The organism is Streptomyces sp. URMC 124 (assembly GCF_051386455.1).
Lineage (GTDB): Bacteria > Actinomycetota > Actinomycetes > Streptomycetales > Streptomycetaceae > Streptomyces.
In genome coordinates, this window is the sequence record NZ_JBPQTS010000013.1 from 32136 (window position 1) to 48720 (window position 16585).

General features: G+C 74.9%; 1 protein-coding gene and 1 pseudogene. Both read left to right on the forward strand.

Annotated features, from left to right (window positions below; all coding sequences use genetic code 11):
* Positions 1-52 precede the first annotated feature (52 nt).
* Positions 53-10972, forward strand: coding sequence for an SDR family NAD(P)-dependent oxidoreductase (locus tag ACSNOG_RS04630; RefSeq protein WP_436751218.1), 10920 nt, complete (start codon positions 53-55; stop codon positions 10970-10972).
* A 60-nt stretch (positions 10973-11032) separates the two neighbouring features.
* Positions 11033-16552 (forward strand): annotated as a pseudogene (locus ACSNOG_RS04635) (SDR family NAD(P)-dependent oxidoreductase); the annotation flags it as partial.
* Positions 16553-16585 lie beyond the last annotated feature (33 nt).

A 16585-nucleotide genomic window follows, 5' to 3' on the forward strand; every position in this document is an offset into this window, starting at 1 on the left:
TGACCCCTTGCCGAATTCCGGTAAGTCTTCGCAAGGGTGAGGGACGATTTCGGTGGCGAACGAGGACAAGCTCCGCTATTTCCTGAAGCGAGTCACCGCAGATCTCCAGGAGACCCGGCGGCGCCTTCGTGACTACGAGGACGCCGCCGGGGAGCCGGTGGCCATCATCGGGATGAGCTGCCGCTACCCCGGAGGGGTCGACTCGCCCGAGGACCTGTGGGAGCTGGTCGCCGGCGGCCGGGACGCCGTCTCGGAGTTCCCGGCCGACCGCGGCTGGGATCTGGAGGCGCTCTACGACCCGGACCCGGAGGCCCGCGGGACCAGCTACGCCCGCGAAGGCGCGTTCCTGCGCGACCTGGCGCGGTTCGACGCCGGCCTCTTCGGGATCTCGCCCCGCGAGGCGCTCGCCATGGACCCCCAGCAGCGGCTGCTGCTGGAGGCGTCCTGGGAGCTCTTCGAACGGGCCGGCATCGACGCCGCCTCGCTGGCGGGGAGCAGGACCGGCGTGTTCGCCGGCGTGATGAACCACGAGTTCCTCGCCACCTTGCAGAACGCCCCCGAAGACCTGGAGGGCTACCTGGGCACGGGCACCTCGGGCAGTGTCGCCTCCGGCCGGGTGGCGTACACGTTCGGACTCGAAGGCCCGGCCGTCACGGTCGACACGGCGTGCTCGTCGTCGCTGGTCGCCCTGCACCTGGCCGTCCAGTCGCTGCGCAACGGCGAGTGCTCGCTCGCCGTCGCGGGCGGCGTCACCGCGATGGTCGGCCCCGCCACCTTCGTCGGCTTCAGCCGCCAGCGCGGACTGGCGCCCGACGGCCGCTGCAAGGCGTTCGCCGCCGGCGCCGACGGCACCGGCTGGGGCGAGGGCGTCGGCCTGCTGCTCGTGGAGCGCCTCTCCGACGCCCGCCGCAACGGACACGAGATCCTCGCCGTCGTACGGGGTTCCGCCGTCAACCAGGACGGCGCCTCCAACGGCCTGACCGCCCCCAACGGCCCCTCCCAGCAGCGGGTGATCCGCCAGGCCCTGACCGCCGCCCAGCTGACCACCTCTCAGGTCGATGCGGTGGAGGCGCACGGCACGGGCACGCGGCTCGGCGACCCGATCGAGGCACAGGCGCTGCTCGCGACGTACGGGCAGGGTCGTACCGACGACAAGCCGCTGTGGCTCGGCTCGATCAAGTCCAACATCGGCCACACCCAGGCCGCGGCCGGTGTGGCCGGCATCATCAAGATGGTCATGGCCATGCGCCACGGCGAACTGCCGCGCACGCTGCACGTCGACGCGCCGTCCCCGCACGTCGACTGGTCGGCGGGCGCCGTACGGCTGCTGACCGAGACCACGCCCTGGCCGGCGTCGGACCAGCCCCGCCGGGCCGGCATCTCCTCCTTCGGCATCAGCGGCACCAACGCGCACACGATCATCGAGGAAGCCCCGTCCGCCGAAGCGTTCGTCCAGGACGCGGAGGCCGCCCCGGAGACTCCGGAGGAAGGCGCGGGAGGCACCGAAGGCGCGGGAGGCGCGGAAGGCCCCCGGGCCGTCGTCGCCGAGGCCGCACGCCCGGCCGAGGGCGGGCCCGTGCCGTGGGTGATCTCCGGCAAGACCGAAGAGGCCCTGCGCGCCCAGGCCGAACGCCTGCTGTCCCGGACGGACGACGGCGATGTCTCCCCGCTGGACGTGGCCTTCTCGCTCGCCACGACACGCACGGCCCTGGAGCACCGCGCCGTGGTGCAGGGCGAGACCCCGGCGGAGCTCGCCGAGGGGCTGCGCGCCGTGGCCTCCGGCGCCCCGGCCCCGGGCGTGGCACGCGGCCACTCCGGCACCGGTGGGCGCGTCGCCTTCCTCTTCTCCGGGCAGGGCTCGCAGCGCCTGGGCATGGGGCGCGAACTGTACGCGTCCTACCCGGTGTTCGCCGCCGCGTACGACGAGGTCCGCGCGCACCTCGGCGCCGCGTTCGACGTCGACTCGGAGGAACTGCACCGCACGGGCACCGCCCAGCCCGCCCTCTTCGCCGTCGAGGTGGCCCTGTTCCGTCTCCTCGCATCGTGGGGCATCCGGCCGGATTACGTGGCGGGTCACTCCGTGGGCGAGATCGCGGCCGCTCATGTGGCCGGGGTGCTGTCCCTGCAGGACGCGGCGAAGTTGGTCTCTGCCCGTGCCGCGCTGATGCAGGCGCTGCCCGCCGGCGGCGCGATGGTCGCCGTCCAGGCCGCCGAGGACGAGGTCCTGCCGCACCTCACCGATCGGGCCGGTATCGCGGCGATCAACGGACCTCGGTCCGTCGTGGTCTCCGGCGTTGAGGACGCGGTCACCGCCATCGCCGAAGCCTTCGAGCGGCAGGGCCGCAAGACCTCCCGCCTGAAGGTCAGCCACGCCTTCCACTCGCCTCTCATGGACCCCATGCTGGAGGAGTTCGCGCAGGTCGTGCGCGGGCTGACCTTCGACAAACCGCAGCTCCCCGTCGTCTCCAACGTCACCGGCCGCCTGGCGGAGCCGTACACGCCGCAGTACTGGGTCCGCCACGTCCGCGAGGCCGTGCGCTTCGCCGACGGCGTGCATGCGCTGCACGAGTCGGGTGTCACGACGTTCGTGGAGATCGGCCCCGGCGGCGTGCTGAGCGCCCTCGCCCAGGGCTGCCTGGACGACGACGTCATCACCGTTCCCGTCCTCCGCGCCGACCGTCCCGAGCGGGCCGCGCTCGTTGCCGCCGTCTCCGAACTGCACGCGCACGGCGTCTCCCCGGACTGGCACGCCTTCTTCCCCGGCGCCCGCCGCGTCGGCCTGCCCACCTACGCCTTCCAGCGCGACCGCTACTGGCTCGACGCCTCACCGGCCGCTCCCGGCGACGTGCGCGCGGCCGGTCTGGGGTCCGCCGAGCATCCGCTGCTGGGCGCCGCCGTCTCCCTGGCCGGTGGCGACGAACGGCTGCTGACCGGCCGGCTGTCCCTGCGCACCCACCCGTGGCTGAGCGACCACGCCGTCCTCGGAAGCGTGCTGCTGCCGGGCACCGCGTTCGTCGAACTGGCCGTGCGCGCCGCCGACGAAGCCGGCTGCGCACTCCTGGACGACCTCACCCTCGAAGCGCCCCTGGTACTGCCCGAGCGGGGCGGCGTCGCCGTCCAGGTGTGGGTGGGTGCGGCCGACGGCACCGGGCGCAGGCCGCTGACCGTGCACTCGCGCCCCGAGGACGACGCCGACCTGCCGTGGGTGCGGCACGCGACCGGCTTCGTCACCGAAGAGGCACCCGCCCCGGCAGCCGGCCGGACGCTCGCGGCGTGGCCGCCGGCGGGCGCCGAGCCGATCGGCCTCGACGGCTTCTACGACCGGTTGGCCGGCCTCGGCCTGGCCTACGGCCCGGCGTTCCGCGGACTGCGCGGCGCCTGGCGCGCGGGCGGGGAGGTCTTCGCAGAGGTGGCCCTCCCCGAGGGCACGGACACCGGCTCCTTCCTCCTGCACCCGGCGCTGCTCGACGCGGCGCTGCACGCGATCGGCACGGGTGCCGTGGGTGCAGCGGACGGGCCGCTCCTGCCGTTCGCCTGGTCCGGGGTGGCGGTGCGCGCCACGGGCGCGTCCGCCGTCCGCGTGAGGCTGTCGCCGGCCGGAACGGACACGGTGTCCCTGCTCGTGGCCGACGCCGCCGGCGAACCGGTCGCCTCCGTGGAGTCGCTGACGCTGCGCGCGGTGTCGGCCGAGCAGCTCCGCAAGAGCTCCGGCGACGCGATGTTCGCGATCGAGCAGGCGCCGCTGACCCTGCCGTCCGACGACACGGACGGCACGACCGTCGCGTACGCCGTGGACACCGCCGCACTGCCCGACGCTGACGCACCCGCGCAGCCGGACGCGGTCGTGGTCGTCTGCCCCGACGGCCCGGACGGGGTGCCCGAGGCCGAGCGGGTCCGCGCGGTCACCGCCGACGTACTGCGGCTGATCCAGCGGTGGTTCGCCGAGGACCGGACGCCGCGCCTCGTGCTCGTGGCGCGCTACGGCGACCTCGCCCACGCCGCCGCGGGTGGCCTGGTGCGCTCGGCCCAGGCGGAGAACCCCGGCCGGATCGTGCTCCTCGAAACCGACAGCCCGGCGGACGTTTCCGGGCTCGTACCCGGTGTTCTGCACTCCGGCGAGCCGCACGTCGTCGTCCGCGACGGCGAGACAAGCGCACCGCGGCTGGTCCGCGCCGCGTCCGACGCGACGGAAAGCCCGGCGTCCCCGGCAGGGGAGAGCCATGCGTCGCAGACCGCGCAGTGCGTCGCCTCTCCGGCGGGGGAGGGCCCGGCGTCTCCGGCTACCGAAGGCGTCACCTCTCCGGCAACGGAGGACGCCGCCTCCGGCCTCGCCGAGGACACCACTTCCGGCCCGGCCGAGGGTACGGCCTCCGCCCCTGGCGAGGGTGCCGTCTCCGCCTTCACCCGGGGCACTGCCCCGGGGCTGGGCGCCGCCCCGGGCGGCCTCGGCACCGTGCTGCTCACCGGCGCCTCGGGCGCGCTCGGCGGAACCCTCGCCCGGCACCTCGTCACCCGGCACGGCGTGCGGCGCCTGCTGCTCGTCAGCCGCCGCGGCGCGGGAGCCCCGGGCGCCGCCGACCTGCAAGCCGAACTCGCCGCGCTCGGCGCCGAGGCGACGTGGGCCGCCTGCGACCTCGCCGACCGCGACGCCGTCGCCCAGCTGCTGGCCGCGACTCCGGTCGACTCCGTCGTCCACACGGCCGGCGTGCTCGACGACGGCGTGATCGCCGCGCTGACCCCCGAGCGCGTGGACGCCGTCCTGAAGCCCAAGGCCGACGCCGTGCTCAACCTGCACGAGCTCACCGGCGACGACACGGCGTTCGTGCTGTTCTCCTCCGCCGCGGGCGCCTTCGGCAACCCCGGCCAGGGCAACTACGCCGCGGCCAACGCCTTCCTCGACGCCTTCGCCCGGCACCGCCGCGACCGGGGCCGGCCCACGATCTCACTGGCCTGGGGCCTGTGGGAGCAGGAAGGTGCCATGGCCGACGCCCTCGACGAGGCGGGCAGGTCGCGGATGGCGCGCTCCGGCGTCCTGCCGCTGTCCACCGAGGACGGCCTGCGGCTGTTCGACGCGGCGCTCGCCTCGGACGAGCCCGTGCTCGTACCGGTCCGCCTCGACACCGCCGCCCTGCGGAACCGGGCCGCCGGAACCGTACCGGCACTGCTGCGCGGACTCGCCCGCGCCACCACGCGCGGCACCGCGCAGACGGCCGGCGCCACCGCCGCCGGATCCCTGGCCGCCCGGCTCGCCGGGCTGGCCCCGGACGAGCGTGACGAAGCCGTCCTGGACCTGGTCCGCTCCGAGGTCGCCGCCGTGCTCGGGCACTCCTCGCCCCGGGCCGTCCGGCCCGCGCACGCCTTCCAGGACCTGGGCTTCGACTCGCTGACGGCCGTGGAGCTGCGCAACCGGCTGTCCACGGCCACCGGTCTGCGCCTGCCCGCCACCCTCGTCTTCGACCACCCCAACCCTGCTGCCCTGGCCCGGCACATCGGCACCGAACTGCTCGGAGCCGACGCCCCTGCGGCCACGGCGACCGTCGCCCGGCGGACCACGGCCGCTGCCGAGGACGAGCCGATCGCCATCGTCGGCATGAGCTGCCGCCTGCCGGGCGGGGTGCGCTCGCCGGAGGACCTGTGGCGGCTGGTGGCCTCCGGCCGGGACGCCATCTCCCGGTTCCCCGACAACCGCGGCTGGGACGTCGACGGGCTCTACGACCCCGACCCCGAACGCCTCGGCACGACCTACGCGCGCGACGGCGGCTTCCTGCACGAGGCGGCCGAGTTCGACGCCGGCTTCTTCGGCATCAGCCCCCGTGAGGCCCTCGCGATGGACCCGCAGCAGCGGCTGCTGCTGGAGACCGCCTGGGAGGCCTTCGAGCGCGCCGGGATCGACCCGGCGACGGTCCGGGGCAGCCGGACCGGTGTCTTCACCGGCCTGATGTACCACGACTACGGCCAGGGCCCGCGCGAACTGCCCGAGGGCGTCGAGGGACTGCTCACCACCGGAGGCTCCGGCAGCGTCGCCTCCGGGCGCGTGTCCTACGCCTTCGGCCTCGAAGGGCCCGCCGTCACCATCGACACCGCGTGCTCGTCGTCGCTCGTCGCCCTGCACCTGGCCGTCCAGGCCCTCCGTAACGGCGAGTGCACCATGGCCCTGGCCGGCGGTGTCACCGTCATGGCGAGCCCGACGGTCTTCGTGGAGTTCAGCAGGCAGCGTGGCCTGTCGCCCGACGGCCGTTGCAAGGCGTTCGCGGGTGGTGCCGACGGCACCGGCTGGGGCGAGGGTGTCGGTCTGCTGCTGGTGGAGCGGCTCAGCGACGCCCGGCGTCACGGGCACCAGGTGCTGGCGGTGGTACGGGGCAGCGCGGTGAACCAGGACGGCGCGTCCAACGGTCTGACGGCACCGAACGGTCCGGCGCAGCAGCGGGTGATCCGCCAGGCTCTGGCCTCTGCCGGTCTGGGGCCGGCCGACGTGGACGCGGTGGAGGCGCACGGTACGGGTACGAAGCTGGGCGACCCGATCGAGGCTCAGGCGCTGCTGGCGACGTACGGGCAGGAGCGGCCGGGGGAGGACCGGCCGCTGTGGCTGGGCTCGCTGAAGTCCAACATCGGCCACACGCAGGCCGCCGCGGGTGTCGCCGGCGTGATCAAGATGGTCATGGCGATGCAGCACGGTGTGCTCCCGCAGACCCTCCACGTCGACGAGCCGACACCGCACGTGGACTGGTCGTCCGGTGACGTCCGGCTGCTGACCGAGCCCACGCCGTGGCCCGAGTCGGAGCGCCCGCGCCGCGCCGCGATCTCGTCCTTCGGCGTCAGCGGCACCAACGCCCACACCATCATCGAACAGGCCCCCGCAGCCGCCGGGACCGCCCAGTCGCCGTCCACTCCTGACGCGGGCGCGGCCGTGCCGTGGGTGCTCTCCGGCCGGACCGAAGCAGCGCTGCGCGCGCAGGCCGCCCGCCTCGCCTCCTTCCTGGACGACCCCCACGGCGAGACCGCACCGGCCGCCGACACGGCGTACTCCCTGGCCACGACCAGAGCGGCCTTCGAACACCGCGCCGTGGTGGTCGCGGACACCCCCGCGGCGCTCCGGCAGCAACTGGCCGCCGTCGCCGGCGGCTCCACACCGCCCGGCGTGGTGACCGGCGCCGCACGCACCACCGGCAAGACCGTCTTCGTCTTCCCCGGACAGGGCTCGCAGTGGGTGGGCATGGCCGCCGAACTGCTGGAGACCTCCACGGTCTTCCGCGACCGGATCGAGGCCTGCGAGCGCGCCCTCGCGCCGCACGTGGACTGGTCGCTGACCGCGGTGCTGCGCGGCACGTCCGACGTCGAGCAGGACCGGGTCGACGTGCTGCAGCCCGTCCTGTGGGCGATGACGATCGCGCTGGCCGAGGTGTGGCGCTCGTTCGGCGTGACCCCTGACGCCGTCGTCGGCCACTCCCAGGGCGAGGTGGCCGCGGCGGTGATCGCCGCAGCGGTCTCCCTGGAGGACGGCGCGCGCATCGTCGCGCAGCGCAGCCTCGCGGTGCGCGAGCTCCAGGGCCTCGGCGGCATGGCCTCGGTCACGCTCCCGGACGAGGAAGCGCAGGAACTGATCGTTCGGTGGGCCGGCCGCCTCGGCATCGGCGCCGTGAACGGACCCGGGACCGTCGTGGTCTCCGGCGACACCGACGCCCTGGACGAACTCCTCGCCCACTGCGAGAAGGAGGGCATCCAGGCCCGCAAGGTCGCCGTCGACTACGCCGCGCACTCACCGCAGATCGAGCGGGTCCAGGCGCAGGCCGACGAGGGATTCGCGGGCATCGGCCCGCTCCCCGGCGCCGTGCCGTTCTACTCCACGGTGACGGGCGAGAAGCTGGAGGCGGCCGAGCTCGGCTCCGGCTACTGGTACCGCAACATGCGGCAGACGGTGCGTTTCCACGCCGCGATCCGGTCCGCCCTGGCCGACGGGCACGATGTGTTCGTCGAGGTCAGCCCGCACCCCGTGCAGCTGGCGGGCATCCAGGACGCCATCGAGGCCGCCGAGGCCGTGGCCGTGGCCGTACCGACGCTGCGCCGCGGCGAAGGCGGCCGGCACCGGCTGCTGCTGTCGCTGGCACAGGCCCATGTGCACGGCGTCGCCGTCGACTGGGACGCCGTCCTGCCGGGCGCGCGCCGCGTCGACCTGCCGACGTACGCGTTCCAGCACGAGCGGTACTGGCTGGAGGGCGGCGCGCCGGCCGGGGACATACGGGCGGCCGGACTGGACTGCGCCGACCACCCGTTCCTGGGCGCGGCGGTGGAACTGCCCGGCGACGGCGGTCACCTGCTGACCGGGCTCCTGTCCCTGCAGACCCGGCCCTGGCTGGCCGACCACGCGGTGCTGGGTACGGTGCTGCTGCCGGGCACGGCCTTCGTGGAACTGGCCGCCCACGCCGCGGCCGAGACCGGCTGCGACCTGGTCGAGGAACTCACCCTGCAGGCACCGCTGGTGCTGCCCGAAAACGGCGGCGTCCAGGTCCAGGTCCACGTGGGTGCCCACGACGACGCCGGCCGCCGCCCGCTGAGCGTGCACTCGCGCGCCGGGGAAGGCCCCTGGATCCGCAACGCCACCGGCGCCCTCGCCACCGGCGGAGCCCCCGCCGGCACCGACCTGAGCAGCTGGCCCCCGGCCGGCGCGCAGCCCGTGGACCTGGACGGCTTCTACGACCGGCTGGCGCAGCTCGGCCTGAGCTACGGCCCGCTCTTCCAGGGGCTGCGCGCCGTCTGGCGCGGCACCGACGCGGTCTACGCCGAACTGGCCGTCCCCGGCGCAGCACACGCGGACGCGGAGTCCTTCGGCGTGCACCCGGCCCTGCTCGACTCCGCCCTGCACGCGCTGGGCGCGGGCGGGCTGGTCCCGGCGGCTGACGGGCCCCTGCTGCCCTTCGCATGGTCCCGCGTCACGCTGCACGGCACCGGAGCGGCCGGCCTGCGCGTACGGCTCTCGCAGGCCGGCGGGGACGCGGTACGGCTGGAGGCCGCCGACGGCACGGGACGGCCCGTCGTCTCGGTGGAGTCGCTCACGCTGCGCCCGGTGTCGGCCGACCAGCTCCGCATGAGCGCACGGGACTCCCTGTTCACCGTGGAGTGGGCGCCGCTCGCCGGGCCGTCCGAGGCGAACGGCACGGCCGTGCGCGCCTACGACGACATCGCCTCCCTCCGCAGCGCCCCCGAGACGGAGACCGGCACCGAGGCGGACGTGGATGCCGTCGTGGTGCCGTGCCCGGCCGGGCCGGGTGCCGACGCCGAGCGGGTCCGGGAGGTCCTGGCCGAGGTGCTCGGGCTGGTGCAGTGGTGGCTGTCCGAGGACCGGGCCGCCCGCCTCGTGCTCGTGACCCGCGGCGCGGTCGCCGCCGGCGACGACGCGGCACACAACAACACGGCATACAACGACGCGGCACACGACGACCTGGCACAGGCGGCTGTATGGGGCCTGGTGCGCTCGGCGCAGTCGGAGAACCCGGACCGCATCGTCCTCCTCGACACCGGCGCGGACACCGACCGGCAGCAGGCCGCGGCGGCCGTACAGCAGCTCGTCGCCTCCGGAGAGCCGCAGGCCGCCCTGCGCGGCGACACGCTCCTGCTGCCCCGGCTCGCCAGGGCCGCCGCCGACGCCCCGCAGGCCACCGCGGACTTCGGGACGGGGACGGTGCTCGTGACCGGCGCGTCCGGCGCCCTGGGCGGACTCGTCGCCCGGCACCTCGTCACCGGGCACGGCGTCCGCAGCCTGCTGCTGATGAGCCGGCGCGGCGCCGAAGCCGACGGCGCGGCGGAGCTCGGGGCGGAGCTGGAGGCCGCCGGTGCCGAGGTGCACTGGGCCGCCTGCGACGTCGCCGACCGCGACGCCCTCGCCGCAGCACTGGACGGCACGCGGGTGACGGCCGTGGTGCACACGGCCGGCGCCCTCGACGACGGCGTGATCGGCTCGCTCACCCCGGAGCGCCTGGACACGGTGCTGCGCCCCAAGGCCGACGCGGTGCTGAACCTGCACGAGCTGACGGGCGACGTGTCGGCGTTCGTCCTCTTCTCCTCGCTCGCGGGCACCCTCGGCACCCCCGGCCAGGCCAACTACGCCGCGGCCAACGCCTTCCTGGACGCTTTTGCGAGGCACCGCCGTGCGCAGGGACTTCCCGCGGTGTCGCTGCCGTGGGGCCTGTGGCAGCGGACCGGCGCCATGACCGAGGACCTCGGCGGCGCCGACCGGACCCGGCTCGCCCGCGGCGGTGTGCTGCCGCTGTCCGACGAGGAGGGCCTGGAGCTCTTCGACGCCGCGCCGGCCCTGGGGGAGCCGGTGGTGGTGGCGGCACGGCTGGACGTCGCCGCCCTGCGGAACGCGACCGCCCCGGTGCCGCCGCTGCTGAGGACGCTCGTCGGCGTCCGGCCGCGGCGCGCGGCCGCGGCGGGCTCCGTACCGCCGGCGCAGCGGATCGCGGGCCTGCCCGAGAGCGAGCGCGAAGAGGCGGTGCTGGACCTGGTCCGGTCCGAGGTCGCCGCCGTCCTCGGCCACGGCTCGGGCAAGTCCGTCCGGCCCGACCAGGCCTTCGGCGACCTGGGCTTCGACTCGCTCACCGCGGTCGAGCTCCGCAACCGGATGAACAGGGCCACCGGGCTGCGGCTCCCCGCGACGCTGGTCTTCGACCACCCGACGCCCGCCGCGCTCGCGCAGCGGGTGCTGAAGGACCTCCCCGGCGGCACGGGCGGGACGGAGCCGGTGTTCGACGAGCTCGACCGCCTCGCCGCCGCCCTCGACGGCGCCGGAGCGGACGGCGTCGACAACGTCACCCGAACCAAGATCAATATGCGTCTCCAGGCGCTGCTCGCCCGCTGGAACGGGAACGAGCCGGCCGACCCGGGAGGCGCCGGCGGAGCCGAGGACGACGACCTCAGCTCGGCGAGCGACGAGGAGCTGTACGAGCTCCTCGACGACGAGCTCGGCATCTCCTGAACGACGAATCCGGCATCTCCTGAACTGCGCAGGCCAAGCCAAAAGGGGCGGGCAACACCGATGATGAACGAAGACAAGCTCCGGGACTACCTCAAGCGGGCCACCACCGACCTGCGACAGGCCCGGCGGCGCGTGCGCGAGCTGGAGGCCCGCGACCAGGAGCCGATCGCGATCGTGGGGATGAGCTGCCGGTTCCCCGGCGGCGTCACCTCCCCCGAGGAGCTGTGGCGGCTGCTGGCCGACGGGGGCGACGCGATCTCGTACTTCCCCGAGGACCGCGGCTGGGACGTCGACGCGCTCTACGACCCCGACCCCGAGCGGCCCGGCAAGGTCTACACCCGGCAGGGCGGCTTCCTGCACGACGCGGCGGACTTCGACGCGGACTTCTTCGGGATCTCGCCGCGCGAGGCGCTGGCCATGGACCCGCAGCAGCGGCTGCTGCTGGAGACCGCCTGGGAGGCCTTCGAGCACGCGGGCATCGACCCGGCCACCCTCAAGGGCAGCCGCACCGGGGTCTTCGCCGGCCTGATGTACCACGACTACGGCTTCACGCCCGGCGTCCTGCCCGAGGGCGTCGAAGGGCTGCTCAGCACCGGCAACTCCGGCAGCGTCGCCTCCGGGCGCATCGCCTACACCTTCGGCTTCGAAGGCCCCGCGGTCACCGTCGACACGGCGTGCTCGTCGTCGCTCGTCGCCCTGCACCTCGCTGCACAGGCGCTGCGCAACGGCGAGTGCTCCATGGCGCTCGCCGGCGGGGTGACGGTCATGGCGGGCCCGAGCGCGTTCGTCGAGTTCAGCCGCCAGCGCGGGCTCGCCCCCGACGGCCGCTGCAAGTCCTTCGCGGCGGCCGCGGACGGCGCGTCGTGGTCCGAAGGCGCCGGGCTGCTGCTCGTGGAACGCCTGCGCGACGCCCGGCGCCTCGGCCACCGGGTGCTTGCGGTCGTCCGCGGCAGCGCGGTCAACCAGGACGGCGCGTCCAACGGCCTGACCGCCCCCAACGGCCCTTCCCAGCAGCGCGTGATCCTCGAAGCGCTGGCCGGCGGCGGGCTGTCCGCCGACGAGATCGACGCCGTCGAAGCCCACGGCACGGGCACGAACCTCGGCGACCCGATCGAGGCGCAGGCACTGCTGGCCACCTACGGGCAGGACCGCGAACGGCCGCTCCTGATCGGCTCGCTGAAGTCGAACATCGGCCACACGCAGGCCGCGGCAGGTGTCGCCGGCGTGATGAAGATGGTGCTGGCGATGCAGCACGGCACGCTGCCGCGGACCCTGCACGTGGACCGGCCGACCCCGCAGGTCGACTGGTCGGCGGGCTCGGTCGAGCTGCTGACGGAGAGCGCCGCGTGGCCGGAGACGGACCACCCGCGCCGGGCCGGGGTCTCCTCGTTCGGGATCAGCGGCACCAACGCCCACGTCATCATCGAGCAGGCGACAGAGCCGGAGGCGGAGGACGCCGCCGGCGAGGAGGCCGGGGGAGCAGCCGCGGCGGAGGAGATGCCGCGGCTGCGGACCCCGGTCGTGCCGTGGGTGCTCTCCGGGAAGACGGGGGAGGCGCTGCGCGAGCAGGCCCGGCGGCTGCTGTCGTCCGCGGACCTCGCGGCCGCGTCACCGGCCGACGTGGCGTTCTCGCTGGCGACCACCCGGTCGGCGCTGGAGCACCGTGCCGCGCTGATCGGCGCCGACGCCGAAGGGCTGCGCGCGGCACTGACGGCGCTCGCAGCGGGCGAGCCCGCCGCCCACGTCGTGACGGGCCGTGCCGACGCCGCCGGGGGCAAGCTCGCCTTCCTGTTCTCCGGCCAGGGCTCGCAGCGGCTGGGCATGGGGCGTGAACTGTACGAGGCCTACCCCGCCTTTGCCGCGGCCTACGACGAGGTGTGCGCAGAGCTGGATGCGCCGGTGGACGTCGATGCCGAAACGCTTCATCGGACGGGGTCGACGCAGCCCGCGCTGTTCGCGGTCGAGGTGGCGCTGTTCCGGCTGCTGGAGTCGTGGGGTGTGCGGCCGGATTACGTGGCGGGTCACTCGGTCGGTGAGATCGCGGCTGCTCATGTGGCGGGTGCGGTGTCGCTCGCCGACGCGGCGAAGCTGGTGTCCGCCCGTGCCGCGCTGATGCAGGCGTTGCCGGCCGGTGGGGCGATGGTGGCGGTTCAGGCGACGGAGGAGGAGGTGCTGCCGCACCTGACCGACGGGGTCGGTATCGCGGCGGTCAACGGTCCGCAGTCCGTCGTGATCTCCGGTGCCGAGGACGCGGTCACCGCGATCGCCGACGTCTTCGCCGGACAGGGCCGTAAGACGTCCCGTCTGAAGGTCAGCCACGCGTTCCACTCGCCCCTGATGGACCCGATGCTGGACGACTTCGCCGACGTCGTCCGGGGCCTGTCCTTCAGCGAGCCGCGCATCCCGGTGGTGTCCAACCTCACCGGTCGCCTGGCCGAGCCTTACACACCCGAGTACTGGGTCCGCCACGTCCGCGAGGCGGTCCGTTTCGCCGACGGCGTGCAGACCCTCAGCGACCTGGGTGTCACGACGTTCGTGGAGATCGGCCCCGGCGGCGTGCTGAGCGCCCTCACCCAGGGCTGCCTGGACGACGACGCCGTCGTCACTGTCCCTGTCCTCCGCGCCGACCGCCCCGAGCCGCAGGCCATCACCCTCGCCCTCGGACAGCTCCACACCCACGGCGTCTCCCCGGACTGGCAGGCCCTGTTCCCCGGCGCCCACCGCGTCGACCTGCCCACGTACGCCTTCCAGCGCGAGCGCTTCTGGCTCGAAGGCACGGCCGCGCTCGACGTCTCCTCGGCGGGCCTGGACTCCTCCGGCCACCCCCTGCTCGGCGCGGTGGTGGAGACCGCCGGGGCGCCGGACGTACTGTTCACCGGGCGGTTGTCCGCGGCCGACATGCCCTGGATCGCGGAGCGCACGGTGGGCGGTGTGCCGGTGCTCCCGGTCGCCGCGTTCGTGGAGCTCGCGCTGTATGCGGGCCGGCAGGCCGGGTTCCCGCAGCTGGAGCGGCTTGACGTGGACGCCCCGCTGGTGCCGGCGGAACAGGGCGCTGTCCGCATCCAGGTGCAGGTCGGCGCGGGCGACGACACCGACCGGCGGTCGGTGCGGGTCTTCAGCCGGGCCGCCGTCGGCGGCGCCGACGAGCCGTGGGTCTGCCACGTCACCGGAGAACTCACCCGGAACGCCCCGGCCGCCGCATTCGACATGGTCCTCTGGCCCCCCGCGGGAGCCGAGCAACTGGACGTCCAGGGGCACCCGGGCCTGTCCGCCGCCTGGCGCGCCGGGGACGAGCTGTACGCCGAGGCTGCGCTGCCTCCCGCAGAGCGCGACAAGGCGGACCGCTACGGCCTCCACCCCGTGCTGCTGGACGCCGTCCTCGACACCCTGGCGCTCGACCGCACCGGCGATCCCGGCGCACTGCTCGTGCCCTACGCCTGGAGCGGCACGTCCGTGCACTCCCCGGGTGCGGGCGCCGTGCGCATAAGAGTCCGGCCCGCCGCCGACGGCGGCGACGCCGTGGCGGTCGAACTGGCCGGCGCCGACGGTGCTCCCGTCGCCTCGGTGGCGTCCGTGCGGACGCGGACGATGTCCCCGCAACAGGTGCTGGCCTCGCGCGTGGCGCACCAGGACTGGATGTTCGAGGTGAATTGGGTCGAGCACACCGCTCCCGCCCCCGCCCCCGCCCCCGCGTCCGCTCCCGAGGCCGAGTGGGTGGTCCTCGGCGGCGACGGCCCCTACGCCGGCGTCGACGCGCTCCGTAAGGCCGTCGACGACGGTGCGGCCCCGCCCGCCCACGTCCTCCTGCCCTGCGCCCCGAGCGAGGGTGACGCCGCCTCGGCGACGCGCGCGTTGCTGGCCGGCGTGCTGTCGGCCGTTCAGGAGTGGGTCGCCGACGAGCGGTTCTCCGACGCGCGGCTCGTGGTGATGACGCGCGGAGCCGTCGACGTGGACGGCCCGGCGCCGGACCTCGCGCACGCCGCGGTGGCCGGCCTGGTGAAGTCGGCGCAGGCCGAGCACCCGGACCGCCTGCTGCTCCTCGACGTGGACGACTCGGTCACGGACGACGTCCCGGCCCCCGCCCTGGCCGCGCTCGCCGCTCTCGGCGACGAGCCGCAGGCCGCCGTGCGCGGCGGCAAATTGTTCCTGCCGCGCCTCGCCCGGGTCGCCCCGCCCGCGGAAATCGCCGATCACGCGTGGGACCCCGAGGGCACCGTGCTGCTCACCGGCGCGACCGGTGGCCTGGGACTGTCACTCGCGCGCCACCTCGTCGCCGAACGCGGCGCGCGCAGGCTGCTGCTCGTCAGCCGCCGCGGCCCCGCCGCCGACGGCGTCGCCGGACTCGTCGCCGCCCTGTCCGAGCTGGGCGCGCACGTCGACGTGGCCGCCTGCGACATCGCGGACCGGGACGCCCTCGCGGATCTCCTGGCCTCGGTCCCGGCCGCACACCCCCTCGTGGCCGTGGTGCACGCGGCCGCGGCCCTGGACGACGGCGTGATCACCGCGCTGACCCCGGAGCGCCTGGAGACCGTGCTGCGGCCCAAGGCCGACGGCGCGCTGCACCTGCACGAGCTGACCAAGGACCTGGACCTCTCCGCGTTCGTGCTCTTCTCCTCCCTGGCCGGAATCCTGGGCAACGCCGGCGCGGCGAGCTACGCGGCGGCCAACTCCTTCCTGGACGGGCTCGCGCGGCAACGCCGGGCCGCGGGCCTGCCCGGCACCTCACTGGCGTGGGGCCTGTGGACGGAGAACGGCGGCATGGGCGACCGGATCACCGACGCCGACCGCACCCGGATGGGCCGCTCCGGCGTCGTACCCCTCACCTCCGCGGAAGGCCTGGCGCTGTTCGACGCCGCGCTCGCCGTGGACCGGCCGGTGACCGTGCCGGTCCGGCTGGACGTTCCGGCACTTCGCTCCGCGGCCCGCTCCGGCTCCGGCCTGCTCCCGGCGGTCTTCCGCGGCCTCGTGGGCGACACGGGCCCCGCGGCGGAGGAGGCCGCGACCGCCGGGACCACCGCCCTGGCCCGCCGCCTCGCCGGGATGCCGGAGGCCGACCGGGAGAAGGCGCTCCTGGACCTGGTGCGCAACCAGGCCGCCGCCGCCCTCGGCCATGCCACCGCGGCCCGCATCGAGCCCACCACGGCCTTCCGGGACATCGGCTTCGACTCCCTGACCGCCGTGGAGCTCCGCAACCGGCTCAAGGCCGCGACGGGGCTCCGGCTCAAGCCCACCCTCGTCTTCGACCACCCCAACCCGGTCGCGATCGCCCGTCTCCTGCACAAGGAACTGGTCGCAGACCTCGCCGCCGAGACCCCGCCGGTGCTCGGCGAACTCGACCGGCTCGAGGCCCTGCTGGCCGCGCTCGCTCCCGAGGACGCCGTCCGGGACAAGGTCACCTCCCGGCTCAAGGCGCTCCTGTGGAAGTGGACCGACACCCAGCAGGACGCCGCCGCGAACACTGCCGGTGCCGGCGCCGCACCCGGCACCGACCGCGACTTCGACCTCGACCTGGACCGGATCGACGCCGCCACCGACGACGAGATGTTCGACCTCATCGACCAAGAGCTCGGGTCTCTCTGACTCTTCTCACGCACTGCTACCGAGGACGTAAAA